Source organism: Kribbella sp. NBC_01510 (genome assembly GCF_045040325.1).
GTDB lineage: Bacteria > Actinomycetota > Actinomycetes > Propionibacteriales > Kribbellaceae > Kribbella.
The window spans coordinates 6419000-6445391 of record NZ_CP109418.1 but is presented as its reverse complement, the minus strand read 5'-3'; the positions used below and the strand labels follow the sequence as shown (position 1 = coordinate 6445391).

Sequence of the window (26392 nt, the reverse complement as noted above, 5' to 3'; positions counted from 1 at the left end):
GGTGACAACTGGTGAGCACCGAGGCACCTACGGGAGGGGGTGGGTCGGCTGACGACACCCACGATGGCCGCCCCTGAGCCGGCGGTCCGGGCCCGAACGGCCATCGGAACCGCCCTCGGCATCGTCTATCCGGCGGCAGTGCCGCTGAGTGACGGCCGGGTCTGGCTGACCAGCCGGCAGGACGTCCTGCCGGCGTACGTCGTCCGGGCGCTGGAGGCACAACTCAGCCGCCGGGCCGCGGACCATTCTCACGACGACCGGTTGCTGGCCGAGGCTGTCGGCGTACTCGGCGCCGAGGTCGCCCGCGTCCGCGGCGAATCGCCCGCGGCCGGAGCGACGGCAGCGCTGGATCGGTTCCTCCATGTCCCCGGTTTGGACCAATCGCGGCGGACCGAGGCCGAGGCGATGCTCCGGGTCGCGCTCCGAAGCGCGGCGCCGGACTCCCCGGAAGCCGCCGCTCGACTCGAGCGCCTACCGGGTACGTCGAAGCCGGTCGCGACGTCCGAGGTCGTGTCGGCATCGCAGCAGATCAGCCGCGACGCTCGGCTGCTCGCCGTGACGGCACCCGCCCGCTCCTCTCCCGGACGCCATCGTCCCCTGGTCGGCACCAACCATCGCCGGCCGTCGCGTCGCCAGACGCTGACCCGAGCGATCCGCGGCACCGGCCTGGTGACAGGTGCCGCGGGAGACCCGGAGCAGAACCGGCGCACCGCGCTGAATGTCCTGGAGACCATGACTCAGGACGAGCTCGGCTCGTCCCTCACCGCCAAGCCGGCCGTCGATCCGCAGGCCGAGCTGGCCGTGGTGAGGATGACGGCGAGCGACGTACCTCAGCATGTCCGGGTCGAGGTGCTCCCCACGGTCGGCGGCCTGGTGGCGCAGGGCCGGCTCCGCTCGGGTACGGCGAACGACCCGCACGTACTGCGGATCGCGCCCGGCCTCGCCGACACGCAGTACCGGCACATCTGGGCGCACCAGCTCTCCCTGCTGACGCAGCAACTCGCGGCCGCGAAGGCCGAGCGGCCGACCGGGATCCTCGGCCGGCTGCGGTCGGCCTTCGGCCACGAGGGGCGGGATCGCCGTGTCCGGGCCGACAACGCCGCGTACCAACTGCTGACGCAGGATTGGCGGCAAGCGCGGGCCGAGACGCTCGCGAACGGACGGCCCACCGGTCCGCGCAGCGTCGCGGAGCGCGAGCAGGACATCCAGGGCCTGGCGAAGGCGATCGGACGCCGGAGCGGCACCGAGCCCGCACTCCCCTGGGCGGTCAACGCGATCGCCACCGCCGACGCATCCGAGACCGGCCTCGCCGCCGCTCGCGCCGAGGCGGACGCCACGCCCGCGCGGCACACGCCGGGCCACCTCCGCCGGCAGGTCGTCGCGCAGATCACGACGCTGGAAGCCGCGGTCGGGGACCTGGAGGGCAAGGCACGGACCAAGACGCTCAGTGCCGCCGCGGCGATCACCGAGGCCGATCAGAACAAGCGCGACGCTCAGAACGAGGAGACCGGGAAGGATCTCGGCGCGCCCGAGCGGGCCCGCAAGCTGCGCGTCGCGGCCGTTGCGGCCGGCAACAAAGCGCGGCGGCACACCGAGATCGCCGGGGCGTACGGACGGGCGGCGACCGACGCCCGGCAGGCGCTGGCCGGCTATCAGGCCCTGCTGAGCGAGCTCGACGCGAACGGTTCGCGGACCCGGATCGCCGAGCTGGCCCGGCAAGCCGGGGAACGCGTCGAGGTCTACGAGAGCAGCGTCGATCAGGCGACGCCGGTCAAGGATCTGCTGGAGACCGGCGTACCGACCGGCAAGCCGCTGACCGTGCCGCTCGACGAGATCAACCAGGTGCTCGCCAAGTACGACTGTCGTGAGCGGCTCGGGTCCGACGCGCCGATCCCGATGCCTGGCGCCGAGTACCGCCGGCTGCTCTCCCCCGACGGCATGGTGTTCACCGTCGGCGGCAGTCCGGACGACGACGTCACCCGGATCACGCAGGTTCGGCTCCGGATGAAACCGCGCGACGTGACCGAGGTGGTCGATCGCGACTACGACCTGGCCGAGCAGATGTCGGGCACCCTCGGCGAGGGCGGCCAGAGCTTCGCCACCACCAGCACCCACGCGTCGAACGCCACGGTCGGTGTCAACGTCCAGCCGTTCCTCGCCATGGCCGCACCCGGGACGCCCCTGCACGTCGCGTCCCAGCTACTCTCGCCGCGCGGCGAGGTCTCCACGGGCCGCACGCTGGCCGAGACCAGTGGCGCCACCGCCCACCACCAGTCCGGTTGGGTCGACGTCAACCGGGGCGAGTCCCTGCTCTACGAGTGGTCCGGCGAGTGGGAGATCGAGGTCCGCAACTCACCCACCGAGCCTTGGTCTCCGGTGGAGCCGGCCGACGCGGGCCTGCAGTTGACGTGGGTGTCGAGCGCCTACACCGTCAAGCCACCGGCTGACACGGTGTCGCTGGCGGAGCTCGACCGCGGCGCGGAGTGCACGACGGAGTTCCCGCGGCACACCGTCACCAGGATCAGCGGTCCACAGCGCCTCAACGACCGCATGGTCGCCCATGCCAAGCGGAAGTACGGCGGGATCGACCGCGTCACCTACGACCACATCAGCGGACTGATCACCCAGGACTCGCACCGCCTGCTCAGAGAGGCCACCGCCCCCGGCGGTATCACCAGGCCGATCCCGTCCGGCGGCGAGACGGAGTACGAGCTCACCCTCGAGGTGGAACCGGTCTGGAGCACTGCCGAGCTGAGCGGTGAGTCCAGCTCCGAGATGTGGCAGGAAGAGGTTCTGGTCGACTTCGCCGGAGTCAACGCGAGTCAGTCCTACGGCACGTCGCTGACCGGCACGGCCTCGCTGGCCTTCCCGGGCAAGGCGGTGGCCGGCCAGCCGGTCCCCGGCTTCCTGCCGAGCCCGAAGGCCTTGAACGATGTCGGTGGATCCGGCGCGGACCTCTCGCCCAGCGTCTCGGTCGGTCGCACCGTCTCACGCCAAGGCGGGCAGGCGGTCAGCTCGACCTCGATCACCCCGGCCGTGCACCGCAACCAGGGCCCCACCCAGGGGGTCATCGTCGACCTGAGGGTCAAGGCGACCCTGCGCAAGGTCAACGACCGCAAGTCCGAGCCGATCGTCATCACGGACACCTGGAAGGCACGGCTGCGCGTCCCGGAGAACGACCTGCTGCGGGCGGGTGGACGCGCGGACAAGAACGCCGTACGGCGGGAGCCCGACGGCGCGATGCGGTTCGACCAGGACGACCGGGTGCTGCTGCGCGGCGACCCCGAGCCGCCGACCGGACCGCGGACTCTGCCGCCGTGGCTCGGTCGCGGCGAGAACCAGCTGCGCGGCCCGGGGAAAGCACTGCCGCAGAACCTCCGCGGTGCCGAGGAGACCCAGCGGCAGGCGCTGCTGAAGCTGAGTGCGATGGGTCTGGTGCCACCGCTGGACTCCAGGCTCAAGCCGCGCCAGGACAAGATGCCGAGGGATCCGCTGCGCCGGGCCAGTCAGTTGGCCAACTACGACCGGATCACCCAGCAGATCGCCGCGCCCCGGATCGAGGCCGGGCTGAACCAGGCGTGTCAGGGTGGCCTGATCGTGGTCCTCGACGACCACCGCACCGGCCGGGCGCCGCACTACCGCAACTTCCGGTTGTCCGTCACCCAGGACTTCGACGACGTCCAGGGGCGCGGCACCAGTACGACGGAGAACATCGTCCGGCTCGGCATCAGTTCGCGCGCCACCGGGCGGACGTCCGGACGATCGAAGGCAGTCCCGATCTCGGGTGGGGTCGGCGCCAAATCCGGTCCGGCGCCGGGTGTCCGGGGCTGGGCCGGCCGGCTCGGCATCAAGCTGAGCCGCAACGCGCTCGGCCGGAGCTTCAGCTGGACGGTCGGCCGGCGGGTGCAGCGGGTCACGCTGAACGAGAGCAGCGCGGAAACCGATCGGCTCAGGCAAGGCGCCCGGATCACCTTCGCCGAGGTCACCGACAAGGGCGACTCCGAGCCGCTGGCCGACGTCCGCGGAAGCTTCGAGGTCGAGTACGACAGTGCGCTGTCCCGGGCCGAGGCGCCGGTGTTCGAGGCGGACCCGAAGGCACCGAGCGCGCTCGCCGTTCGGCAGGCGATCCCGGTCGCGGTGGATGCGGGCAACCCGGCCGACCGGATCTTCTCGGCCGTCAGCACGATCCGTACGGACTCCAGCGCCTTCCAGCAGCTGCACACGTTCCTCTCCCCCGACAGCCTGGTCGCGAACCGGGACTGGATGAACGGCAGCTACGAGCTGCCCATGGTCGTCATCCCGGCACCGGCGAACCCGGCCCAGGCCCTCGAGGACCGGACCCTGCTGCCGCAACAGCTCCAGATCGTCATCCGCGGCGAGGCCACCGCCCTCACGTTCGCCGCGATCAGTGAGCAGACCACGGTCGACATCAACTTCACGATGACCGACGTCGGCCTGACATCCGGTACGTCGCACTCCGGTGGGCTGAGTGTCGACGGAGGCGGCGGACTGACCGAGGCCGACGGCTCCGGCTGGTCGGGTGGGGCCACGATCGGGCGGACCGGCGGGAGGTCGCAGTCCACCTCGAACAGCCAGACCTCGGGTGAGGAACGCCTGCTGGTCAACGGCGGCACGCACTACGAGTTCCTCGAGCGGTACAAGCTGGTCGCGGACATCGTCCAGGACGGGCGCGTCATCCAGACCGTGCCGCTGGAGGACGCCCTGGCGCAGAAGGCGATGGCCGAACGCCGTGCCCTGGAGCTCTACGCGGGCCGGAAGCTCGACCTGCCGTTGCCGGTCGTGGCCGACGCCGCCGAGCGATACCTGGAGGGCGAGCTCGAGCTCGATCCGCGGACCGCGGCCGGTTTCGTCCGTCGCTACCGGCAGGAGAAGGCCGGTGTGACCACGGGCCTCGCGGCAACGCACACCGACGAACGCCTGACCGAGAAGGTGGTGCGGCAGACCAAGGTGCCGATGCCGCACGCACCGACGCCGAGCGAGCGGCTGGAGACCGCGGCTGAACGGGTCGAGCAGCTGGCCGATCAGCCCCGGATCGTGCACCTGTCCGGCGCGTACGACGCCAGCCTGGCGTCGAGCCAGCTCGAGTCGATCACCCCCGAGGGCAAGCCGGACGACGAGGTCGAGCTCCTCGCGCTGATCAACCAGCAGATCGAGGAGGTCGCGCCCGGCCTACAGCAGGCCAGTCCCCTGCTCGGCGCCGAGCTGAAGGCCGATCTGAGTCCGGACAGCTACCAGGGCCACCTGGAGGACATGCTCGGTCCGCGCGGGTACGTCGGCTCGATCGAGGTCCCGGTCGAGGGGCGGGAGCTACCCGACGTACTGCTCGTCCGGGTCCGGGCGCACTTCGAGGGTGAGATCACCATCGACGGCACTCCGGAAGCGGCCGACGGTACGCCGGAGATCCCCAAGGTCGCGGCGGGCAGCATCAACCAGGCCTATGACTACGCCCAGCGGGACCGGTCCACCGGCCGCACGACGACGTACTCCGGCACAGTCCAGGCCGCCGACGCCAACAGTGCGGGCGGAAGCATGTCGGGCAGTGTCGGGACCGACCGGACCCGGACGCACACGGCCGGCAGCGGCGAGCAGAACACCACGCTGGATCGCACCGGTCACTTCGACGTGGCCAAGGTGAACCGGAAGATCGTCTTCACCACCGAGGTCGTCCGGTTGCACAACGCGGGTGCGGCGACGATGGCGAGCCTGCGGTGGAAGCTCGAGCGGAACACGCCGGGCGAGGTCACCACCGTGTCCCAGCAGCGGCAACTGCGCGCGGACCTGACCGCGCTGGTCCCCCGCGGGCTGATCACCGACGGCCCGGCCGCCGTGGCTCAGCGGTCGCCGGACGAGCGCCTGCCGGAGCACCGCATGTTCGAACTCCCCGAGAGCGCGTCGGTCGAGCGGGCCGCGCCGTACCTGAAGGGCGAGCCGGAGTCCGATCGCCTGTTCGACGAGGTCGGGGCCTTCCTCAGCCGCCCCGGCGTCCTCGGTGAGGCGGGTTTCGCGGAGCACAAGGCGATGGTCGGGGCGCAGTTGCAGCCGACCGCGCTGAAGGCCAAGTTCGAGCGGCTGACCAGTGCCCAGGGCCTCCACCTGGTGCCGATGGCGGCGCGCGGCAACGGCCGCACCACGGTCGCCGTCGCGATCAACGCCACGCCGATCGGCTGGGTGCTCGAGGACGACGGAGTGGACGGACAGTCCGGCAAGGTCCGCCGGCGGCAGGAGGCCACCCGGTCCTCGAGCACCGGCAACCACGCCACCCCGGTCACGGTGACCGGCGGGTTCGACGCCGGCATCGTCGCGGTCACCGGCTCGGTCGGAGAGCAGGTGAAGGAACAGTCCTCCGATGCCCACGGCACGCGGCTGGAGGCCACCAAGATCGAGGAAGGCAAGCTCGTCACGGTCCGGATCCCGGTCGTGTACGACGTCACCGTCCGGCACACCACCGACAAGGGCCGCGGTACGCCGCAGACCACACGGACGACCCAGCTGCGGGACGTGGCCCACGGCGAGTACTACGTGAAGATGCTGCGGCACGAGTACCTGGAGGGGCTCCGGCAGATGGAGGAGGGCGCCTCGATGGACGCCGTCCTGGCCGGTGCGCGGCTGGAGGCGGTGCCGCCCGACCTGGGCCGACCGGACCTGGAGGCGACAGAGTACGTCGAAGGCCCGTCGGGACCGGTCCACCAGCCGTACCAACCGCTGCTGCAGGCGCTGGCGAAAGCCAAGGCCGAGCGGAGGACAGTGGTGCTGGCGATGCGGGAGAAGGACGGCACCGAGCGCGTCTACGAGGCTTTCCACGACGGGAAGATGCGGTGTGCCGGCGACGGTGGCTTCGCCTCGGCCTTCGCCACGTTGCATCGCGACGTGGTGCGGATGGCAGAGGGCCGGGTCGACCTGCGCAAGCTCTACAACACCTCGTCCCCGGACGGCAGCTTCAGCGCCAAGGTGGCCGCCGAACTGGAGAAGAGCGGGGTGCCGGCCAGTGTGCTCAAGGGTCTCGACTACGCCACCACCGCGCGCGAGTTCGCAGCGTCGCCGAGCAAGGGCGGGAAGCATTCGGCGGCGTCCGGCCGGACCATCGCACCGAGCGGCCACGGGCCGTCTCTGTCGGGCCCGTGACCGCATGATGGTTCTCGACGACGAGAGGGACGGCATGGCGTTCGCAGTGGCACGCACCCGGGATGAGGCGCAGCTGTATCTGGAGCTGCACCCGTGCCCCGACTGCGGTTCGATCGAGACGCCCTGGGAGCACAGCCTGATCGAGGCCGACGGCGAGCTCGCGATCAGCTACGCCGGAACCTGCCCCGAGTGTACGGCCGAGCGCGAGTACCTGTTCGGTCTGCCCGCGCGGGAGACCAGGGTGAACGGCTGGCCGACGTTCGGCGGACCGGAGCCGTCGGAGCTGCTGGATGCCGGACAGTGGATGGCTGTGGCCGATCGTGCCGCCGCGGCGGTCCCCACCGAGCCGGTCGAGGCGGGTAGGGTGCTGGCCGTCGCGCGGGCCGCCGTGGACGAGGTGGTCAAGTTCGTGCCGGCCGGGCAGGACGCCGTACCGCAGGACGAGTTCTGGACGCCCGAGGGCCGGGCGGTCCGGGACGCCGAGCCGGGCCGGTTCCGGCTGGACCGGTTGCTGGTGGTTCGCGACACGTACCACGATCTGGTCCGAGAGACAGGAGCGAGATAACCGATGCTGACCGCAAGGACCCTGGCCGAGGCGCAGATCTACGTGAGCCTGACGACGGCGGCGGATCTGGAGGTGCCGGCGAGCGAGCCCGCCCCGCTGCAGCCCGGGGAGAACCTGCTCGAAGGAGCGGACGGCTGGACGCTCCGGTCGACGGCCGGTGAACTGCTCATCCCGTTCGACTCCGAGAACGCGTCCCGGACGGTCGGCGCCCGGTTCGGCCTGGGCGTCTCACAGCTGGTCGACGCGGCGCAGTGGGCCGTGGTGGCCGCGACCTTCGCGCGGCGGGCGCTGGAGGCCGATATGGCCTACACCGGCGCGCCCGACCAGGATCGTACCGTCGTCGAACTCAACTGGGAGTTTGCGGCGGACGCGGTCCGCGAGGCGCTCAAGTTCGTGCCTGAGGGAGCCAATGAGGCGCCGGACGCGGCGGTGTGGTCGGAGTTCGGGCGGCAGGCCCGGGCGGAGAACCGGCACCTGGTGACGCGCGCCAAGCTGGAAGACGACCTGGAGTACTACCGCGGAACGCTGGAGGACTTCCGCGCGCTCTACGACGGATCCTCCTGAGTCACCTCGATCCGGATCGCCCGGGCGTCCACTCCCGCCTGCTCGAGCACCTTCTGCTTCGGATCCGGTACGCCGAGGAACGGCGGCCGCACCAGTCCGGGCAGGTCCTTCAACCGTGGATCCTCGAGCACGGTGTCGATGGCGCGCCGGTCTCCCCCGCACACCAGCGCCTCCAGCTTCGCCGGGGCCAGGATGCGTACGGCGACCTCGGTCGCGGCCGCGAAGGCTTCCCGCGCCTGGTTGTCGCGGCGCCGCGCGTACCGCTGCTGCGACCAGCCGCCGGCCTTGGTCGTCCCCTGCACATGCCGCGAGCCGACCTTGGAGTCGAGAAGCTTGCCGCCGGCAAACACGCCGGCGCCGTAACCACCGCGCCGCACCAGCAGCACACCGAGCCGCTGGTCCCCGAGCACGTGCGCGATCAACCCCGCGCGAGTGAGCTCACTCAACGGCGCGAACGGCACCGTCACGACCGCAAGCGAGCCGTCCGCCGCGGAGACCGTGACGCTCGTCGGCGTCACGTCGTACGAGACCTCGCCGTGGCGGTCACCGAAGCCGGCCAGCCACCTGTCCAGCCGCTCCGGCGCCACCGTAACGATGCGGCTCACACGTTGAAGCCGAGCGCCCTGAGCTGGTCGCGACCGTCGTCGGTGATCTTCTCCGGACCCCACGGCGGCATCCAGACCCAGTTGATCCGGAAGTCGTTCACCAGGCCGTCGAGCGCCATCCTGGTCTGGTCCTCGATCACGTCGGTCAGCGGGCAGGCCGCAGACGTCAGCGTCATGTCGATGATCGCCGTACTGGTGTCGTCGACCGTGATGCCGTAGATCAGGCCCAGGTCGACCACGTTGATGCCGAGCTCGGGGTCGACGACGTCCTTCAGTGCCTCGGTGACGTCCTCTTCCTTGGCCGGACTGGTGCCGGGCTGAGCGGCCGCCGCTTCCAGGTCGACCTCGGGCAGCTCGATCTTCTCGTCCGTCTGGTCAGGCATTGCTCACTCCTTCTTTCGCGGCCAGAGCCTGGGCGGTCGCGTCCCGCCAGGCCGACCAGCCCAGCAGCGCACACTTCACCCGGGCCGGGAACTGCGCGACGCCCGCGAACGCGACGCCGTCCTCCAGAACCTCTTCGTCCGGTTCGGCATTCCCCCGGCTCTGCATCAGTTCGAGGAACTTCTCGTACGTCGCCATGCCTTCGGCGACCGGTTTGCCGATGACGAGATCCGACATCACCGACGTCGCCGCCTGGCTGATCGAACAGCCGACACTCTCGTGCGTCACACCCTTCACGGTGTCGCCGTCGAGCTCGACCCGGAGGGTGACCTCGTCCCCGCAGGACGGGTTCACGTGGTGCACCTCCACGTCGTACGGGTCCGCCAGGCCCGCGTGGTGCGGGCTGCGGTAGTGGTCCAGGATGATCTCCTGGTACAGCGCGTCCAGCTGCATGGAAAGTCAGGCCACCTTGCTGTATCTGATGTCAAGCACGCTTGAAGAAAGAGCGGACGAAGCCGAGGCCGTCGACCAGCGCCTCGATCTCGTCCGGAGTCGTGTAAAGGTAGAACGACGCCCGCGTCGAGGACTGGACGCCGAACCGCTCGTGCACCGGCCGCGCACAATGGTGCCCGGCCCGTACCGCGATCCCGCGCGTGTCCAGCACGGTCGCCACGTCGTGCGGATGAACGCCCTCGACCTCGAAGCTGATCGCGCCGCCGTGGTCGGCCGCGTCGGTCGGCCCGAGGATCGTCACGCCCGGGACCGTCTTCAGCCCCTCGAGCGCGTACTCGACGATCGCGTGCTCGTGCGCCGCGATCTTGTCCATCCCGATCCCGGACAGGTAGTCGACCGCCGCACCGAGCCCGACCGCCTGCGCGATCGGCGGCGTACCGGCCTCGAACCGGGCCGGCGGAGCGGCGTACGTCGAACCCGTCATCCGCACGACCTCGATCATCTCACCGCCACCAAGGAACGGCGGCAATGCGGCGAGCAGGTCGTACCGTCCCCAGAGCACGCCGACGCCGGTCGGGCCGACGACCTTGTGGCCGGTGAAGGCCAGCAGGTCGGCGCCGAGCGTCGAGACGTCGACCGGGAACTGCGGCACCGCCTGCGACGCGTCCACCACCACGGTCGCGCCGACCGCGTGCGCCTTGGCGGCGATGTCGGTGATCGGGTTGATCGTGCCGAGTGCGTTCGACACCCAGGTCAGTGCCACGACCTTAGTCTGCGGAGTGAGCAGCTCGTCGATGTTGCTGAGGTCGAGCCGGCCCTCCTCGGTGACACCGAACCACTTCAGCGTCGCGCCGGTCCGCTCGCACGCGAGCTGCCACGGGACGATGTTGCTGTGGTGCTCCATCTCGGAGATGACCACGACATCGCCCGGCTTCAGCGAGGCGCCGAGTGTGTGCGCGGCCAGATTGAGCGCCTCGGAGGCGTTCTTGGTGAAAACGATCTCGTCCCGTGACGGCGCTCCGATGAAGGCGGCCACCTTGTCCCGGCCGCTCTCGTACGCCGCGGTCGCCTCGGCACCGAGCTGGTGCATGGCCCGGGCGACGTTCGCGTTGTGCTTGAGGTAGTGGTCCTCGATGGCCTGCACGACCTGGCGAGGCTTCTGCGAGGAGTTCGCCGAGTCCAGGTAGACCAGCGGGAAACCGCCCGCGAGCTCGCGGGACAGGATCGGGAAGTCCGCCCGGACCGACTGCAGGTCCAGGGGACTGCTGAACGTCCGGGCGGTGGTCACTTCGCGCCGGCCTTCAGGAAGCGCTCGTAGCCGTTAGCCTCGAGCTCCTCGGCGAGCTCCGGTCCGCCCTCTTCGGCGACCCGGCCGTCGACGAACACGTGCACGAAGTCCGGCTTGATGTAGCGCAGGATCCGCGTGTAGTGGGTGATCAGCAGGACGCCCTTGTCACCCTTCTCCGCGAACCGGTTCACGCCGGTGGAGACGATCTTCAGCGCGTCGATGTCGAGGCCGGAGTCGGTCTCGTCGAGGATCGCGATCTTCGGGTCGAGCAGCTCCAGCTGGACGATCTCGTGCCGCTTCTTCTCACCACCGGAGAAGCCCTCGTTGACGTTGCGGGTACCGAAGTCGGCATCCATGTCCAGGTCGGCGAGCGCCTTGTTGACGTCCTTCACCCAGGTGCGCAGCTTCGGCGCCTCGCCGTCGATCGCGGTCTTCGCCGTCCGCAGGAAGTTCGCCACCGACACCCCTGGCACCTCGACCGGGTACTGCATGGCCAGGAACAGGCCGGCCCGGGCGCGCTCGTCGACCTTCATGGCGAGGACGTCCTCGCCATCGAGGGTGACGGTGCCGCTGGTGATGTTGTACTTCGGGTGGCCGGCGATCGAGTACGCCAGCGTGGACTTGCCGGAACCGTTCGGGCCCATGATCGCGTGCGTCTGACCACCGCTGATGGTCAGGTTGACGCCGCGCAGGATCTGCTTCGGGCCGCTCTCGGTGTCGACCGACACGTGCAGGTCGCGGATCTCGAGTGTCGCCATGAGGTCTCTTCTATCTCCGTCTGGGTTACAGGGATGCGTTAACTAGCGCTGTTCAGGGGGTTCTTCACGTCGACCATCAGATCGTCGCCGTCCAGCCGGACCGGATACACCGGGACCGGGTCGTACGCCGGCAGGCTGGTCGGCTCGCCGGTGCGCAGGTCGAAGCGGGAGCCGTGCAGCCAGCATTCGATCTCGCACTCGCCGACATCGCCCTCGGACAGCTGGATCTGCGCGTGCGAGCACTCGTCCCGCACCGCGAAGAACTGTCCCTCGCTCTTCACCACCGCGACCTCGACACCGCCGACCTCGACCGGGATGACTCCTTCCTCCGGTACGTCGGCGGCGGCGCAGGCGCGCTCGAAGCTGTCGCTCACTGCCCGACGACCGCCTCGGCCGATGCGCTCAACTCCGCGGCCCGCGCCAGCTTCTCCTCGATCACGTCGTGCAGGTGCTCGGCGACCTCGGGAACGCCGATCTTGCCGATGATGTCGTTGAAGAAGCCGGACACCACCAGCCGCCGGGCCGCGTCCTCGGGGATGCCGCGGGCCTGCAGGTAGAACAGCTGCTCGTCGTCGAACCGGCCGGTCGCCGACGCGTGGCCGGCGCCCTCGATCTCACCGGTCTCGATCTCCAGGTTCGGCACCGAGTCGGCGCGGGCGCCGTCGGTCAGGACCAGGTTCCGGTTCAGCTCGAAGGTGTTGGTGCCTTCGGCCGCGGCGCGGATCAGGACGTCGCCGATCCACACCGAGCGGGCGTGGTCACCGGCCAGCGCGCCCTTGTAGATCACGTTGCTCTTGCAGTTGGCGGCCTCGTGGTCGACGAAGAGCCGGTTCTCGTGGTGCTGGCCCGACTCGGCGAAGTACACGCCGAGGAGTTCCGCGTCGCCGCCTGGCCCGGCGTACCGGACGTTGGTGGCGATCCGGACGATCTTGCCGCCGAGGGTGACGACGACGTGGTGGAGCTTCGCGTCCCGCCCGACCAGCGCGTCGTGCTGGGCCAGGTGGATCGACTCGTGGTCGCCCTGCTGGATGCTGACCACGCGCAGCTCGGCGCCGTCGCCGGTGACGATCTCGACGTTGCTGCCGAGCTCACCGGCGCCGGTGTGATCGATGATCACGATCGCGCGGCTGTGCCGGCCGGCTTCGACGATCAGATGGGTGAAGCCGCGCGCACCGAGGCTCGCGACGTTCACGTGCACCGGCTCGGTCAGCTCGGCCTCGACCGGGATCCGCACCGCGAACGCCGCGCCGGCCTGGTTCCAGGCGATGGCGGCCGACCGGTCCTGCGGCTTGCCGACCCGCAGCGAGTCGGCGGCGACCGTGTCGAACACGACACCCTCGGGTCCGCTCGCGTCGATCTTCGGGGTCTCGCTGCCGGCCGCGTCGTCGAACAGTGCCTTGAGCTGCTTGACCGGGGTGAAGCGCCACTCCTCCTCGCGACCGTTCGGCACCGCGAAGTCGGCCACGTCGTACGACGTCGGCCGCTCACTGCGGGCCTGCAACGGGACCGGGGAGCCCGGCCCGTGGGAGTGCGCCCGGTTGCCGGTGGCGACCAGGGTTTCAGCGGCGGACATCAGCCGACGGCCCCTTCCATCTGCAGCTCGATGAGCCGGTTGAGTTCCAGCGCGTACTCCATCGGGAGCTCGCGGGCGATCGGCTCGATGAAGCCGCGGACGATCATCGCCATCGCCTCGTCCTCCGCCATGCCCCGGCTCATCAGGTAGAAGAGCTGGTCGTCGCTGACCTTGGACACGGTCGCCTCGTGCCCCATCGCCACGTCGTCCTCGCGGACGTCGACGTACGGGTAGGTGTCGGAACGGCTGATCGTGTCGATCAGCAGCGCGTCACAGCGCACCGTGGACTTGCTGTGGTGGCTGCCCGGCGCGACCTCGACGAGGCCGCGGTACGACGTCCGGCCGCCGCCGCGGGCCACCGACTTCGAGATGATCGAGCTGGACGTGTACGGCGCGTTGTGCACCATCTTGGAGCCGGCGTCCTGGTGCTGGCCCTCGCCCGCGAACGCGACCGACAGGGTCTCGCCCTTGGCGTGCTCACCCATCAGGTAGACGGCCGGGTACTTCATCGTCACCTTGGAGCCGATGTTGCCGTCGATCCACTCCATCGTCGCGCCCTCTTCGCAGGTGGCGCGCTTGGTGACCAGGTTGTAGACGTTGTTCGACCAGTTCTGGATCGTCGTGTAGCGGCAGCGGGCGCCCTTCTTCACGATGATCTCGACCACCGCGGAGTGCAGCGAGTCCGACTTGTAGATCGGCGCCGTACAGCCCTCGACGTAGTGCACGTAGGCGTCCTCGTCGACGATGATCAGCGTCCGCTCGAACTGGCCCATGTTCTCGGTGTTGATCCGGAAGTAGGCCTGCAGCGGGATGTCCACCTTGACGCCCTTGGGCACGTAGATGAACGAGCCGCCGGACCAGACCGCCGTGTTCAACGAGGCGAACTTGTTGTCGCCGACCGGGATGACGGAGCCGAAGTACTCCTTGAAGATCTCCGGGTGCTCGCGCAGGCCGGTGTCGGTGTCCAGGAAGATGACGCCCTGGGCCTCCAGGTCCTCGCGGATCTGGTGGTAGACGACCTCGGACTCGTACTGCGCGGCGACGCCGGCGACCAGGCGCTGCTTCTCCGCCTCGGGGATGCCGAGCTTGTCGTAGGTGTTCTTGATGTCCGCGGGCAGCTCGTCCCAGCTCGTCGCCTGCTTCTCGGTGGAGCTGACGAAGTACTTGATGTTGTCGAAGTCGATCCCGGACAGATCGGCACCCCACGACGGCATCGGCTTGCGGTCGAAGAGCTTCAGGCCCTTCAGCCGCAGGTCCAGCATCCACTCCGGCTCGTTCTTCAGCGTCGAGATGCCCCGCACCACGTCCGTACTGAGGCCCCGCTTCGCGACGGAACCGGCGGCGTCACTGTCGGACCAGCCGAACTTGTACGTGCCGAGCCCTTCGAGCTCAGGGTGAGCGGTTTGCGTCATCGTGCAGTCCTCGCAGATTCGCCGTCGGATACAGGGGCAGTAGCCGGCTGGGGGCCGGGGATATGTGTGGTGCAGACACCGTCGCCGTGGGCGATGGTGGCCAATCTCTGGACGTGCTTGCCGAGCAACCGGGAGAACACCTCGGTCTCGGCTTCGCACAACTGGGGGAACTGCTCGGCCACGTGCGCGACCGGGCAGTGGTGCTGGCAGAGCTGGGCGCCGTGCCCGGCCTCCGCCGTGGAGGCGGCGTACCCGTCCGCTGTCAGCGCCCGGGCCAGCGCCTCCGTCTTGTCGCTCTCCGGAGCGGCGTCGACCAGCTCCCGGTATTTCTGCTCCACCTCGGCGACCCGGCGCCGGGCGAACTCCGCGACCGCCTGCTCACCGCCGGCCTCGGCGATGAACCGCATCGCCGTGGCCGCCAGGTCGTCGTACGCCTGGTGGAACGCGTGCCGGCCGGTGTCGGTCAGCACGAAGACCTTCGCGGGGCGGCCGCGGCCACGCGGGCCGTAGACACGCTCCTCGCGGGATTCGACCAGGCCCTCGTCGAGCAGATGGTCGAGGTGCCGGCGGACCGCCGCCGGGGTCAGCTCCAGGCGCTCGGCGAGCACCGCGGCGCTGGACGGACCGTGAGTCAGGATCGAGCGGGCGACCCGGTCCCGGGTGGACTCGTCCCGCATCACACCGGCAACAGCACCGGCGCCGGAGGGCGCGTGGCCACCCGTCGCAGGATTGGTCGCAGGAGTTTTCACAACATCAGTGTCGCGTAATTCCCCGGACCCTTCAAATAAGGCTCACCTAACCGGTTCGCGCCGCTCCGCGGGCGGCGGAGCCCTGCCGTGACCAGCGTCACGCCGCTCGCCACCACCCCCAGCCCGGGCCGAGGGCCCGACAGCCCAGTCCTAGACTGCTGCCGTGCCTGTTGCGGTGGAGATCGACAACCTCGTCGTGCGGTACGGCGAGAAGGCCGCGGTCGACGGTCTCAGTCTCACCGTAACCGGCGGCACGGTGACGTCCGTGCTCGGCCCCAACGGCGCCGGCAAGACCACGACCGTGGAGAGTTGTGAGGGTTTCCGGCGGCCGGATTCCGGCCGGGTCCGGGTGCTCGGGCTGGACCCGATCGCGGACCACGACGAACTGATGCCGCGGATCGGCGTGATGCTCCAGGAGGGCGGCGCCTGGTCCGGGGTCCGGGCGCTCGAGATGCTCCGGTACGTCGCCACCCTGCACACCCATCCACTGGACATCCCCGCGCTGGCCGAGCGACTCGACCTGGGCAGCTGCGGGCGGACGCCGTACCGGCGGTTGTCGGGTGGGCAGAAGCAGCGGCTGTCGTTCGCGCTCGCGATCGTGGGGCGGCCGGAGATCGCGTTCCTGGACGAGCCGACCACCGGGCTGGACCCGCACGGACGGCGCGAGATCTGGCAGTTGATCCGCGATCTGCGGAACGACGGCGTGACCGTCGTACTCACGACACATGCGATGGACGAGGCCGAGCAGTTGTCGGACCACGTCCACGTCGTGTCCGCCGGCAAGGTGATCGCGTCCGGCACGCCGGACTCACTCACCGAACATCACACGAAATCGCTCGAGGATGTCTTCCTCGAACTGACGGCACCGAAGCGGGAGAGCTGATGAGCGCCGCGACCTATGCCCCGCGGCCAGGTGGCGCCCCGTGGCCCCGCAAGGTGCTCGCGCACGCCCGGATGGAGTTCAAGCTGCTCATCCGCAACGGCGAGCAGTTGTTGCTGGCCTTGGTGATCCCGCTGGGCCTGCTCCTGCTGCTGGGCGGCACCGAACTCGGTGACCGACTCCCCCTCGGCGACGGTCCGGCCATCGACCAGGCCGTGCCACGGGTGCTCGCACTGGCGGTGCTCTCGACGTCCTTCACGTCACTGGCGATCGCGACCGGCTTCGAGCGGCGGTACGGCGTGATCAAGCGGCTGGGCGCCTCACCGCTGTCCCGCACCGGTTTGCTCGCCGGGAAGATCGGCGCGGTGCTGGTGGTCGAGGCGATCCAGCTCGCGGTACTCATCGGGACCGGCTTCGCCCTCGGCTGGGACCCGACGGGTGGGTTCAACGCAGTGTTCGGTGTGATCCTGATGGTCCTGTGCGGTACGGCGGCCTTCGCGTCGCTCGGGCTGCTATTGGCCGGCGTACTGCGCGCCGAAGCCACGCTGGCCGCGGCGAACCTGCTGTACCTGCTGCTGCTGGTGGGTGGCGCGATCCTCACGCCGGTCGACGAGTATCCGGCCGGCATGCAGGGCGTCGTACGTCTGTTGCCGAGTGCCGCCCTGGCCAACGGGCTGGCGAACTCGACCGTCGAAGGTGTGATCCCATGGGCTGCGGCGCTGTCACTCGCGCTCTGGGCCGGGGTGCTGGGTTACCTGGTCTCCCGAACCTTCCGATGGGACTGACCTTTAGAGTGTGCCGGTGATGAGCACGGAGACGCCGGCCCAAGAGACCGAGCCAGTCAGCGGATTCTGGCGACTGGTTCCCGAACCGAGCCTGGACGTCGTCCGGCGCTGGGGCTGGGCCTCGGTGGTGGCGAACATCGGCATCGTGGTCACCGGTGGTCTGGTCCGGTTGACCGGCTCCGGCCTCGGCTGCCCCACCTGGCCGCAGTGCACCGACCAGTCGTACGTGCCGCACAGCGCGCTCGGCATCCACGGCGCGATCGAGTTCGGCAACCGGATGCTCGGGTTCGTGGTCGCGGTGATCGCGATCTGCACCTGGCTCGTGGTGATGCGGTACCGCCCGATCCGCCGGGACCTGCGCCGGCTCGCCACGGCGGCCGCGCTCGGCGTCCCGCTGCAGGCCGTGATCGGCGGCATCAGCGTGCTGACCGGCCTGAACCCGTGGATCGTGTCCGCGCACTTCCTGGTCTCGCCGGTGATCATCACCCTGACGGTGTCGATGGTGCGCCGGTCCCGGACCAGTCCCTACCCGCACACTCCCCCGGTGGTCCGCGCCCTCGCGACCGCCTGTGTCGTGGCGGTCTGGCTGACCGTTGCCCTCGGCACCTTGGTCACCGGCGCGGGTCCGCACTCGGGCGATCCTGACACCGGGCGGAACGGGTTCAACGAGGAGCTGATCAGCCAGCTGCACGCCGACGTCGTGTTCGGCCTGCTCGGAATCACGATCGCACTGGTGATCGCCACCCGCGTGACGGCGACCTCGAGAACGCTGCGCAAGCTGGCCGCCTGGCTGCTCGCGATGGAACTACTCCAGGGCGCCGTCGGCTTCACGCAGTACTTCACCGGCCTCCCCTGGGGCCTGGTCCTGGTCCACATGTTCTTCGCCGGCCTACTTGTCGCCCTGGTAACAGCCGTGTACGCCGAACGCGGCACGCCCGCGACGTAGCTCACGCCGCGGGCGTACCACTCACTTCAGTACTTCACCTTGTAGACGGCTCCAGGCCCGAAGACCGGTGCGGAGACGTACAGGCCGCCCCACCGGTTGAAGGCCGCGCCGCCTGGCAGGTTCAGCTGGCCGCGGACCAGTTCCCGCTTGTAGCCGGCCCTGTGGTGCTTGCCCGGGTACTGCAGGAACAGAGCGCCGATCGTCGAGCCGCCGGACTCGAAAGCGAGCCAGCTGTCGCGCGCCAGCTCCACCACCGCGAGCGTGCCGTGCGGCCCGCCGGCCAGGTCGACGATCGACGTGTAGCCGTCGGCGTACCGCTGGCAGTTGCCCTTGTTCGGCTTGACCGGGTCACAGACCGCGCCGATCGAACCCGGCTTGATCCGCCAGATCTCCGAGGTCCCTGGTGTGGCGGGGAAGCCGCGGAGCTCACCGACGTACCAGTAGCCGTCGGACCCGACGGTCACCGACGTTGCCACGGCCTCGGCGACGAACGGCGTTCCGGCCGGCGGTGCGTCCGGCCCGAGACCAGCAGGCACCTTCACCGTGCGCGGCTTCAGCCGTGCGACCGTCTTCGTCTTGCCGTTCGGCCAGACCCGGAGCAGATCGTTGTTCGCGGCATCGGACACCAGGACGGTGCCGTCGTTCAGCGCCGCGACACCGAACGGGTTGGACTCCGTCGGCGAGTCGGCTTGGTTGTACGGGTCCGGGTCCGTCGCCTGGTACGCCGCGATGTCCTTGACCTTCACCGGTGACTTGCCGGGCCGCAACCGGTACAGCGTCGAACCGCCCGGCACCGGTGGCTGTCCGGGCTCCCCGCCCGCACCGGTCAGGGCATACGTCACGCCCCGCTTGCTGGTGTCGATCGCCGGCGCCAAGCCGCCCGCCCCCGGCACGGTGCCGAGCTTCCAGGTCTTGTGCCCGTCAGTCGCGTAGACCGAACCGTCGGTCACGCTGTAGATGACCTTGTTCCCGAACGTCGAGACGCCGCGCGGGCCGTTCAGGCCCGTTGCCACCGGCTTCAAACTCGAATGGCTGCTACCGGCGTCGGCCTGTCCGGCCACCAGCACGGACCCGGCGAGTGCCAGTGCTGCGACTGCGGCAATGCGTGTTCGAACCCCCATGTCTTCCCCTTCATCTGTGTCCCCCCAGGCGTGGAACCCCCTCCACAGACCGCCCTATCGGAACATCAGATAACGATGAGGTCAACGGGAGGACTCCACGCAGCCGACCACACACGCGCCGCAAACCCCTTACGAACAACGCAGTGTCGCCGCGACTCCACCCTCGGTGCACCGCCATTCGATGCCCGAAGCAACCACCCTGCCCGTTCGGGCGCACCTTCCTCGCCGCACACTCACCCCCAAGGCCGTCGGAGGTGCTGGGGTCGGGCGGGCTGTCCGCGATGCTGCGGATCGGGCGTAGATCGCTCGTCGAGTGGTGAACCAAAGTGGCGGCTCGGCCACCAAGTCGTTGACCACGGCGGTGGTTCCGTTGCCCGCTCGTGGACCCGGGCGGCGGCTTCGGTTGCCGACTCGTGGACCCGGGCGGCGGCTTCGGTTGTCGAGTCGTGGATCGTGGTTGTCGACACGCCAGGTTTCTCGGCCTGGATCCACGACTCGGTGGCTGATCCGGGTGGGCGTTCCGCGAAATGGACGACTGTGTCCGCCTGGTGGGATGCGGGGTCGAATGGGTGCGGTCGGGTACGCCTGGTGGGATGAGGGGGTCGAAGGGGGGCAGTTGACGGGGGGGCGGGGACAGGAAACGGGGACCAGGGACAGGGAATAACTTGTCCAAGCCCCCGACGAGGTGTGCCAGCCCCCGACCGGATCACCGTAACCAGCGCACCACAGCCCTTCCGAAGGCGGACCCGGACCCCAGCCGTTCCGCAGGCCGATCCCGACCCAGCACCGCCGAGGGCCAAACCCGGCCACAGCACCTCCGAGGGCGAACCCGCCCCCAGCACCGCCGAAGGCAAAGGGAACGACAACTCCCGGGCGCCAACGCGAACCACAGCACCTGAAGGCCAAACCGGCCACAGCATCTGAAGGCCGACCCGACCACAGCACCTGAAGACCGACCCGACCACGGGACCCGGCGACCGGCGTATCGGAGTCGTTCTGCTCAGTGCAGCAAGGGATCGACGGCCGCGGCGATGAACAGCAGCGCCAGGTAGATGTTGGAGAAGTGGAACAACCGCATCGGCCGCAGCGCGGCTCCTTCGGCGCCGGTGTGGGCGCGGAGCAGCAACGCGCGGGCCTCGCGCAGGAACACCACACCCAGCGCGATCGCCGCCAGCGGGTAGACGAATCCGGTGTCCGCGACGGGCCACAGCGCGAGCGAGGTGATCACCATGATCACCGAGTACGCCATGATCTGCCGGGCGGTCGCGACCGGGGTGGCGACTACAGGCAGCATCGGTACGTCGACCGATGCGTAGTCCTCGCGGTAGCGCATCGCCAGCGACCAGGTGTGCGGCGGCGTCCAGAAGAACACCACGAGGAACAGCACGACCGGGGTCCAGGCCAGCTCGTTGGTGACCGCGGTCCAGCCGATCAGGGTCGGGAAGCAGCCCGCGATGCCGCCCCAGACGATGTTCTGCACGGTCCGGCGCTTGAGCACCATCGTGTAGCCGAACACGTAGAAGAGATTCGCCGCGAGCGCCAGGCCGGACGACAGCCAGTTGACGAAGAACCCGAGCTCGAGCGTGGCCAGGACGCCGAGCACGATGCCGAACACCGTCGCCGAGCGCGGGCTGACCGCGTGCCGCGGCAGCGGCCGGCGCCGGGTCCGGCGCATCTGCTCGTCGATGTCCCGGTCGAGCACGCAGTTGATCGTGTTGGCGCTGCCGGAGGCGAGGATGCCGCCGACCAGGGTGGCCGCGACGACCTCCAGACCCGGCACTCCGCCGGCGGCCAGGAACATCACCGGCACGGTCGTGATCAGCAGCAGCTCGATGATGCGAGGCTTGGTCAGACCGACGTACGTCTTCACCACGTCGCGCACCGACGGACTCACCACAGCAGGAGCGTCCACCAGCGGCGTCGGGTACGACGTCGTCGCGGCTGGACGCGGGTCGACGGCCGTCACGAACACCTCGAACTCAGTGGGTTGACGCCGGAGGTCCGGCGCTGACGATTCGACAGTCTACGACGGCCCGTAGGAGTGACTCGCCACCCCCCTGGGCGAGTCATCGGTGTGACCTGGCAGACGTCGGGAACAAGCACCACCCCGGCCGGGTTCGGAGTCTATGGAAGGCGCCGGACGCCTAGGCGAGTAGGCTCGCTCACGGTGACGCGCGGGGGCGCGATCGTGACCGGCCGGTAGGTCGCGGAGCGATCCCCTCGACGCTGACCAGACGTGTTTCGCAGCCATCGAGAGGAGCGCCGCCGGCGTGACGGAGAAGACCAGCCCCAAGCTTGAATGGACCGAGCTCGACCAGCGCGCGGTCGACACCGTGCGGGTGCTCGCGATGGACGCGGTCGAGAAGGTCGGCAACGGCCACCCCGGTACGGCGATGAGCCTGGCACCGGCGGCGTACCTGCTGTTCCAGAAGGTGATGCGGCACAATCCCGCCGACCCGCACTGGGCCGGCCGCGACCGGTTCGTGCTCTCGGCCGGTCACTCCAGCCTCACCCTCTACATCCAGCTGTACCTGGCCGGCTTCGGCCTCGAACTGGACGACCTGAAGTCACTGCGGACCTGGGGCAGCAAGACTCCGGGCCACCCGGAGTACTCCCACACCCCCGGCGTCGAGACCACGACCGGCCCGCTCGGCCAGGGCGTCGGCAACGCGGTCGGCATGGCGATGGCGGCCCGCCGCGAGCGCGGTCTGCTGGAGCCGGATGCGGCCCGCGGCGCGGGCGTGTTCGACCACCACATCTACGTGATCGCGTCGGATGGTGACCTCGAGGAAGGTGTCTCCGGTGAGGCGTCCTCGCTGGCCGGTCACCAGCAGCTCGGCAACCTGACGGTGATCTACGACGCCAACAAGATCTCGATCGAGGACGACACCAACATCGCGTTCTCCGAGGACGTGGCGGCCCGCTACGCGGCGTACGGCTGGCACGTGCAGGACGTGGACTGGACCAATGGCGGCACCGGCTACGAGGAGAACGTCCAAGCCCTGTACGACGCGATCGAGGCGGCCAACGCGGTCACCGACAAGCCGAGCTTCATCCGGTTGCACACGATCATCGGCTGGCCGGCCCCGACCAAGCAGAACACCGGGAAGATCCACGGCTCGGCCCTCGGCGCGGACGAGGTCGCCGCCACCAAGAAGGTGCTCGGGTGGGACCCGGAGCAGACCTTCCAGGTCGCCGACGACGTGATCGCCTACACCCGCAAGGCGCTCGAACGCGGCAAGGCGCTGCAGGACGACTGGGACGTGAAGTACGACGCCTGGCGCACGGCCACCCCGGAGCGCGCGGCGCTGCTCGACCGCCTGCGGAAGCGTGAGCTGCCGGCCGGCTGGAAGGACGCGCTGCCGAGCTGGGACGCCGACGCCAAGGGCGTTGCCACCCGCGCCGCGTCTGGTGACGTGCTCACCAAGCTGTCGCCGGAGCTGCCCGAGCTGTGGGGCGGTTCGGCCGACCTGGCCGGCTCGAACAACACCACCCCGAAGGGCGAGCCGTCGTTCATCCCGGCCGAGCACGCCACCAAGGAGTTCCAGGGCAACGAGTACGGCCGGGTGCTGCACTTCGGCATCCGCGAGCACGCCATGGGCTCGGTGCTGAACGGCATCACCCTGCACGGCCTGACCCGCCCGTACGGCGGCACGTTCCTGGTCTTCAGCGACTACATGCGCCCGGCGGTCCGGTTGGCCGCGCTGATGAAGCTGCCGGTCACCTACGTGTGGACGCACGACTCGATCGGCCTCGGCGAGGACGGCCCGACCCACCAGCCGGTCGAGCACCTGGCCGCACTGCGGGCGATCCCCGGCCTGGACGTCGTACGGCCCGGTGACGCGAACGAGACGGCGGCCGCGTGGGCCGTGATCCTCGAGCACACCGACCGCCCGGCCGGCCTGGCGCTGACCCGGCAGAACGTGCCGACTTTCCCCCGTGGCACCGACGGCTTCGCCACCACGGAGGACGTGAAGAAGGGCGGCTACACGCTGCTCGACACCGACGGCACGCCGGACGTGGTTCTGATCGGGACCGGCTCCGAGCTGCAGCTGGCCGTCGAGGCCCGCGACACGCTGGCGGCCGAGGGCATCAAGGCGCGCGTGGTCTCGATGGTCTCCCGCGAGTGGTTCGACGAGCAGGACGACGCGTACCGCGAGTCCGTCATCCCGGCGGCGGTCCGGGCCCGGGTGTCGGTCGAGGCCGGCATCGCCCAGTGCTGGCACGACATCGTCGGCGACGCCGGCCGCACAGTCAGCCTGGAGCACTACGGCGCGTCCGCCGCCTACCAGACGCTGTACGACGAGTTCGGCATCACCGCCGGCGCCGTCGTACAGGCAGCCAAGGACAGCATCGCCGCGGCCGCCGGGATCAGCGGCCCGGGCGTGCCGCCCAAGCGAGCCGCCGCCGGGCCGGTCGGACCCGCCGACGCCGGCAACTGACGACACCCACAACAGAAGATTCGGAAGGCTCCGGACATGAACGATCGCTTGAAAGCACTCACCGACGCGGGTGTCTCCATCTGGCTCGACGACCTCTCCCGCGAACGACTGACCAGCGGCAGCCTGGCAGCCCTGATCCATGACAAGCACGTGGTCGGCGTGACCACGAACCCGACCATCTTCGCCAAGGCCATCTCGGACGCCGACGCGTACGCCGAGAAGATCTCCCGGCTGGCCGCACAGGGCATCTCCACCGACGAGGCGATCCGGGTGATCACCACCGAGGACGTCCGCGACGCCGCCGATGTGTTCAAGCCGGCGTACGACGACAGCGAGGGCCAGGACGGCCGGGTCTCGATCGAGGTCGAGCCGACGCTGGCGCACGACACCGAGAAGACGAACCGGCAGGCCAAGGAACTGTGGGAGGCCGTCGGCCGGGAGAACATCTTCGTCAAGATCCCGGCCACCAAGGAGGGACTGCCCGCGATCACCGCGACGCTGGCCGCCGGGATCAGCGTGAACGTGACGCTGATCTTCTCCCTCGACCGCTACAAGGCGGTCGTGGACGCGTTCCTGACCGGCCTGGAGCAGGCGATCGAGAACGGCCACGACGTGACCAAGCTGGCCAGCGTCGCGTCGTTCTTCGTCAGCCGGGTCGACACCGAGGTGGACAAGCGGCTGGACGCCATCGGCACCGACGAGGCGTTGGCCCTGAAGGGCAAGGCCGCGATCGCCAACGCCCGGCTCGCGTTCGAGGTGTACGAGGAGATCTTCGACACCGACCGCTGGCGCGAGATCGAGACCGCCGGCGCGAAGCCGCAGCGTCCGCTGTGGGCGTCAACCGGCACCAAGGACCCGTCGTACTCCCCCACCCTGTACGTCGACAACCTGGTCACCAGCGGTGTCGTCAACACGATGCCTGAGGCAACCATCAAGGCGGTCGAGGAGCACAGCGAGTTCTCCGGTGACACGGTCCGCGGCGACTACGCGGCCGACCGCAAGGTGATCGACGACCTGGAGAAGCTGGGCATCTCGTACGACGAGGTCGTCCAGGTGCTCGAGGACGAGGGCGTGGCCAAGTTCGACGCGTCCTGGTCGGACCTGCAGGACACCGTCACCGCGGCGCTGAAGGCGGCCGCCAAGTGAGCGCTCCGTCGGTCAGCACGCAGAACGGCGACTGGGCCGAGGTCGTCGGCAAACTGGTCGCTGCGAAGATCGCGTCCCGGATCGCCGCGAAGGACGCGACGATCTGGGGCCCGGAGGCCGAGTCCGAGGCCTCGATCCGGCTCGGCTGGGTCGACCTGCACGAGACCTCCCGCCCGCTGCTGGCCGAGATCGAGGCGCTGCAGGCGGACCTGCGGTCCGAGGGTCTGGACCGGATCGTGCTGTCCGGCATGGGCGGTTCGTCGCTGGCCCCCGAGGTGATCACCCGGACAGCCGGCGTCGAGCTTGTCGTCCTGGACTCGACCGACCCGAGTGTGGTCGGGCGTGCGCTGGCGGGCGATCTGTCGAAGACAGTCATCGTGGTGTCCAGCAAGTCCGGTGGGACGGTCGAGACGGACAGCCACCGGCGGACGTTCGTCAAGGCGTTCACGGACGCGGGCATCGACGCCGCGTCCCGGGTCGTCGTGGTGACGGACCCGGGGTCGCCGTTCGAGAAGTTGTCGGCCGACGAGGGCTACCGCAAGACGTTCCTGGCCGACCCGAACATCGGCGGCCGGTACAGCGCGCTGACCGCGTTCGGGCTGGTGCCGTCCGGCCTGGCCGGTGCGGACATCGCCGAGCTGCTCGACCAGGCCGCCGAGGCGGCTCCCGAGCTCCAGGCCGACTCCACGGACAACCCGGCCCTGTGGCTGGGCGCCGTACTCGCGGCCAGCGCCGGGCGGGACAAGGCGATCATCACGGCCGACGGCTCGGACATCGTCGGCTTCCCGGACTGGGCGGAGCAGCTGATCGCCGAGAGCACCGGCAAGAACGGCACCGGCGTACTCCCGGTAGCGGTCGAGTTCGGCGCTCCGGAGCTGCGTAGCGAGGCGGCGGACCTGACCAACGCGCTGCTCGCGGAGAAGGCGACCAGCGGTGTGCCGACGGCGCTGACCTCGGGCACGCTCGGTGGGCAGTTCCTGCTCTGGGAGATGGCGACGGCGGTGGCCGGCTACCTGTTGGGCATCAACCCGTTCGACCAGCCCGACGTCGAGAGCGCGAAGAAGGCTGCGCGTGGCCTGCTCGACGCACAGCCCGAGCCGGAGGCAGCGGCCTTCACCGAGGGTGCCGTCGAGGTGCGTGGTTCCGAGGGCCTGCTGGACGGTGTGGACTCGCTGCAAGGCGCGGTCGACGCGCTGCTGGGCAAGCTCGATGCCAAGGGCTACCTTGCCGTCATGGCGTACCTGGACTCCGAGCGCGACGGCTATCTGGCCGCGATTCGCCCGGCGCTGGCGTCCCGCACGGGCCGTCCGGTCACCTTCGGCTGGGGTCCGCGGTTCCTGCACTCGACCGGCCAGTACCACAAGGGTGGCCACCCGGAGGGCGTGTTCCTGCAGATCACCGCGGCGCACCCGACCGACGTGGAGATCCCCGACCGTCCGTTCACGTTCGGCACGCTGATCTCGGCCCAGGCGGCCGGTGACGCGAACGTTCTGGCCGACCGCGGCCGTCCGGTACTCCGGCTCCACTTGACCGACCCGGCAAACGGCGTACAACAGCTCCTGTCCCTGTTCGGCAACTAGA

General features: G+C 69.8%; 20 protein-coding genes. 9 read left to right on the top strand and 11 right to left on the bottom strand.

Annotated features, from left to right (window positions below; translation table 11 throughout):
- The first annotated feature begins 63 nt into the window (after positions 1-63).
- The 3 genes from OG558_RS31895 to OG558_RS31885 are packed head-to-tail and all read left to right on the top strand — an operon-like array spanning position 64 to position 8272.
- On the top strand, positions 64-7143 hold the full coding sequence (locus tag OG558_RS31895; protein WP_405066279.1) for a hypothetical protein: 7080 nt from the start codon (positions 64-66) through the stop codon (positions 7141-7143).
- A gap of 4 nt (positions 7144-7147) precedes the next feature.
- Positions 7148-7708 carry a hypothetical protein gene (locus tag OG558_RS31890; RefSeq protein WP_405066278.1) on the top strand — a complete coding sequence of 187 codons (561 nt, stop codon included), beginning with the start codon at positions 7148-7150 and terminating at the stop codon, positions 7706-7708.
- Between the two features lie 3 nt (positions 7709-7711).
- Positions 7712-8272, top strand: coding sequence for a hypothetical protein (locus OG558_RS31885; RefSeq protein ID WP_405066277.1), 561 nt, complete (start codon positions 7712-7714; stop codon positions 8270-8272).
- Here the strand turns inward: OG558_RS31885 and OG558_RS31880 are convergent.
- From OG558_RS31880 to OG558_RS31840, 9 genes are read right to left on the bottom strand one after another with little or no spacing between them, the layout of a single operon-like run.
- Positions 8254-8877 carry an acVLRF1 family peptidyl-tRNA hydrolase gene (locus OG558_RS31880; protein ID WP_405066276.1) on the bottom strand — a complete coding sequence of 208 codons (624 nt, stop codon included), beginning with the start codon at positions 8875-8877 and terminating at the stop codon, positions 8254-8256. The two genes, OG558_RS31885 and OG558_RS31880, sit on opposite strands and share 19 nt — an antisense overlap.
- Entirely contained in the window at positions 8874-9260 is a 387-nt protein-coding gene (locus OG558_RS31875) for a metal-sulfur cluster assembly factor (protein ID WP_328521293.1), read from the bottom strand. Before OG558_RS31875 ends, OG558_RS31880 begins: the two co-directional genes overlap by 4 nt.
- Complete coding sequence (gene sufU, locus OG558_RS31870; protein WP_328521294.1) at positions 9253-9711, bottom strand: Fe-S cluster assembly sulfur transfer protein SufU; 459 nt, start codon at positions 9709-9711, stop codon at positions 9253-9255. The genes OG558_RS31875 and sufU overlap by 8 nt, the downstream gene beginning before the upstream one ends.
- 31 nt (positions 9712-9742) lie before the next feature.
- Entirely contained in the window at positions 9743-10999 is a 1257-nt protein-coding gene (locus tag OG558_RS31865) for a cysteine desulfurase (RefSeq protein ID WP_405066275.1), read from the bottom strand.
- Positions 10996-11757, bottom strand: coding sequence for a Fe-S cluster assembly ATPase SufC (gene sufC / locus OG558_RS31860; RefSeq protein ID WP_328521296.1), 762 nt, complete (start codon positions 11755-11757; stop codon positions 10996-10998). Before sufC ends, OG558_RS31865 begins: the two co-directional genes overlap by 4 nt.
- A gap of 38 nt (positions 11758-11795) precedes the next feature.
- Positions 11796-12131 carry a non-heme iron oxygenase ferredoxin subunit gene (locus OG558_RS31855; RefSeq protein ID WP_405066274.1) on the bottom strand — a complete coding sequence of 112 codons (336 nt, stop codon included), beginning with the start codon at positions 12129-12131 and terminating at the stop codon, positions 11796-11798.
- Positions 12128-13330, bottom strand: a complete 1203-nt coding sequence (sufD, locus tag OG558_RS31850) for a Fe-S cluster assembly protein SufD (protein ID WP_405066273.1) — start codon at positions 13328-13330, stop codon at positions 12128-12130. Before sufD ends, OG558_RS31855 begins: the two co-directional genes overlap by 4 nt.
- A complete protein-coding gene (gene sufB, locus OG558_RS31845) occupies positions 13330-14742 on the bottom strand; it encodes a Fe-S cluster assembly protein SufB (protein ID WP_405066272.1) in 1413 nt (470 codons plus the stop codon). Before sufB ends, sufD begins: the two co-directional genes overlap by 1 nt.
- Entirely contained in the window at positions 14739-15419 is a 681-nt protein-coding gene (locus OG558_RS31840; protein ID WP_405072244.1) for a helix-turn-helix transcriptional regulator, read from the bottom strand. Before OG558_RS31840 ends, sufB begins: the two co-directional genes overlap by 4 nt.
- A 235-nt stretch (positions 15420-15654) precedes the next feature.
- Between OG558_RS31840 and OG558_RS31835 the strand changes: the two genes are divergently transcribed.
- The 3 genes from OG558_RS31835 to OG558_RS31825 are packed head-to-tail and all read left to right on the top strand — an operon-like array spanning position 15655 to position 18102.
- Positions 15655-16374 carry an ABC transporter ATP-binding protein gene (locus OG558_RS31835; protein ID WP_405066271.1) on the top strand — a complete coding sequence of 240 codons (720 nt, stop codon included), beginning with the start codon at positions 15655-15657 and terminating at the stop codon, positions 16372-16374.
- Positions 16374-17156, top strand: a complete 783-nt coding sequence (locus tag OG558_RS31830; protein WP_329478188.1) for an ABC transporter permease — start codon at positions 16374-16376, stop codon at positions 17154-17156. Before OG558_RS31835 ends, OG558_RS31830 begins: the two co-directional genes overlap by 1 nt.
- A gap of 19 nt (positions 17157-17175) precedes the next feature.
- Positions 17176-18102, top strand: a complete 927-nt coding sequence (locus OG558_RS31825; protein ID WP_329478191.1) for a COX15/CtaA family protein — start codon at positions 17176-17178, stop codon at positions 18100-18102.
- 26 nt (positions 18103-18128) lie between these two features.
- Here the strand turns inward: OG558_RS31825 and OG558_RS31820 are convergent, their stop codons facing one another.
- Positions 18129-19223 carry a ScyD/ScyE family protein gene (locus tag OG558_RS31820; RefSeq protein ID WP_405066270.1) on the bottom strand — a complete coding sequence of 365 codons (1095 nt, stop codon included), beginning with the start codon at positions 19221-19223 and terminating at the stop codon, positions 18129-18131.
- 1000 nt (positions 19224-20223) lie between these two features.
- Positions 20224-21189 carry a heme o synthase gene (locus OG558_RS31815; RefSeq protein WP_405066269.1) on the bottom strand — a complete coding sequence of 322 codons (966 nt, stop codon included), beginning with the start codon at positions 21187-21189 and terminating at the stop codon, positions 20224-20226.
- A 304-nt stretch (positions 21190-21493) separates the two neighbouring features.
- Here OG558_RS31815 and tkt point away from each other — a divergent pair, with 304 nt between their 5' ends.
- The 3 genes from tkt to OG558_RS31800 are packed head-to-tail and all read left to right on the top strand — an operon-like array spanning position 21494 to position 26391.
- Entirely contained in the window at positions 21494-23665 is a 2172-nt protein-coding gene (gene tkt, locus OG558_RS31810) for a transketolase (RefSeq protein ID WP_405066268.1), read from the top strand.
- 36 nt (positions 23666-23701) lie between these two features.
- Positions 23702-24811, top strand: a complete 1110-nt coding sequence (tal, locus tag OG558_RS31805) for a transaldolase (protein ID WP_329478197.1) — start codon at positions 23702-23704, stop codon at positions 24809-24811.
- Complete coding sequence (locus OG558_RS31800; protein ID WP_405066267.1) at positions 24808-26391, top strand: glucose-6-phosphate isomerase; 1584 nt, start codon at positions 24808-24810, stop codon at positions 26389-26391. The genes tal and OG558_RS31800 overlap by 4 nt, the downstream gene beginning before the upstream one ends.
- Position 26392: the final 1 nt, after the last annotated feature.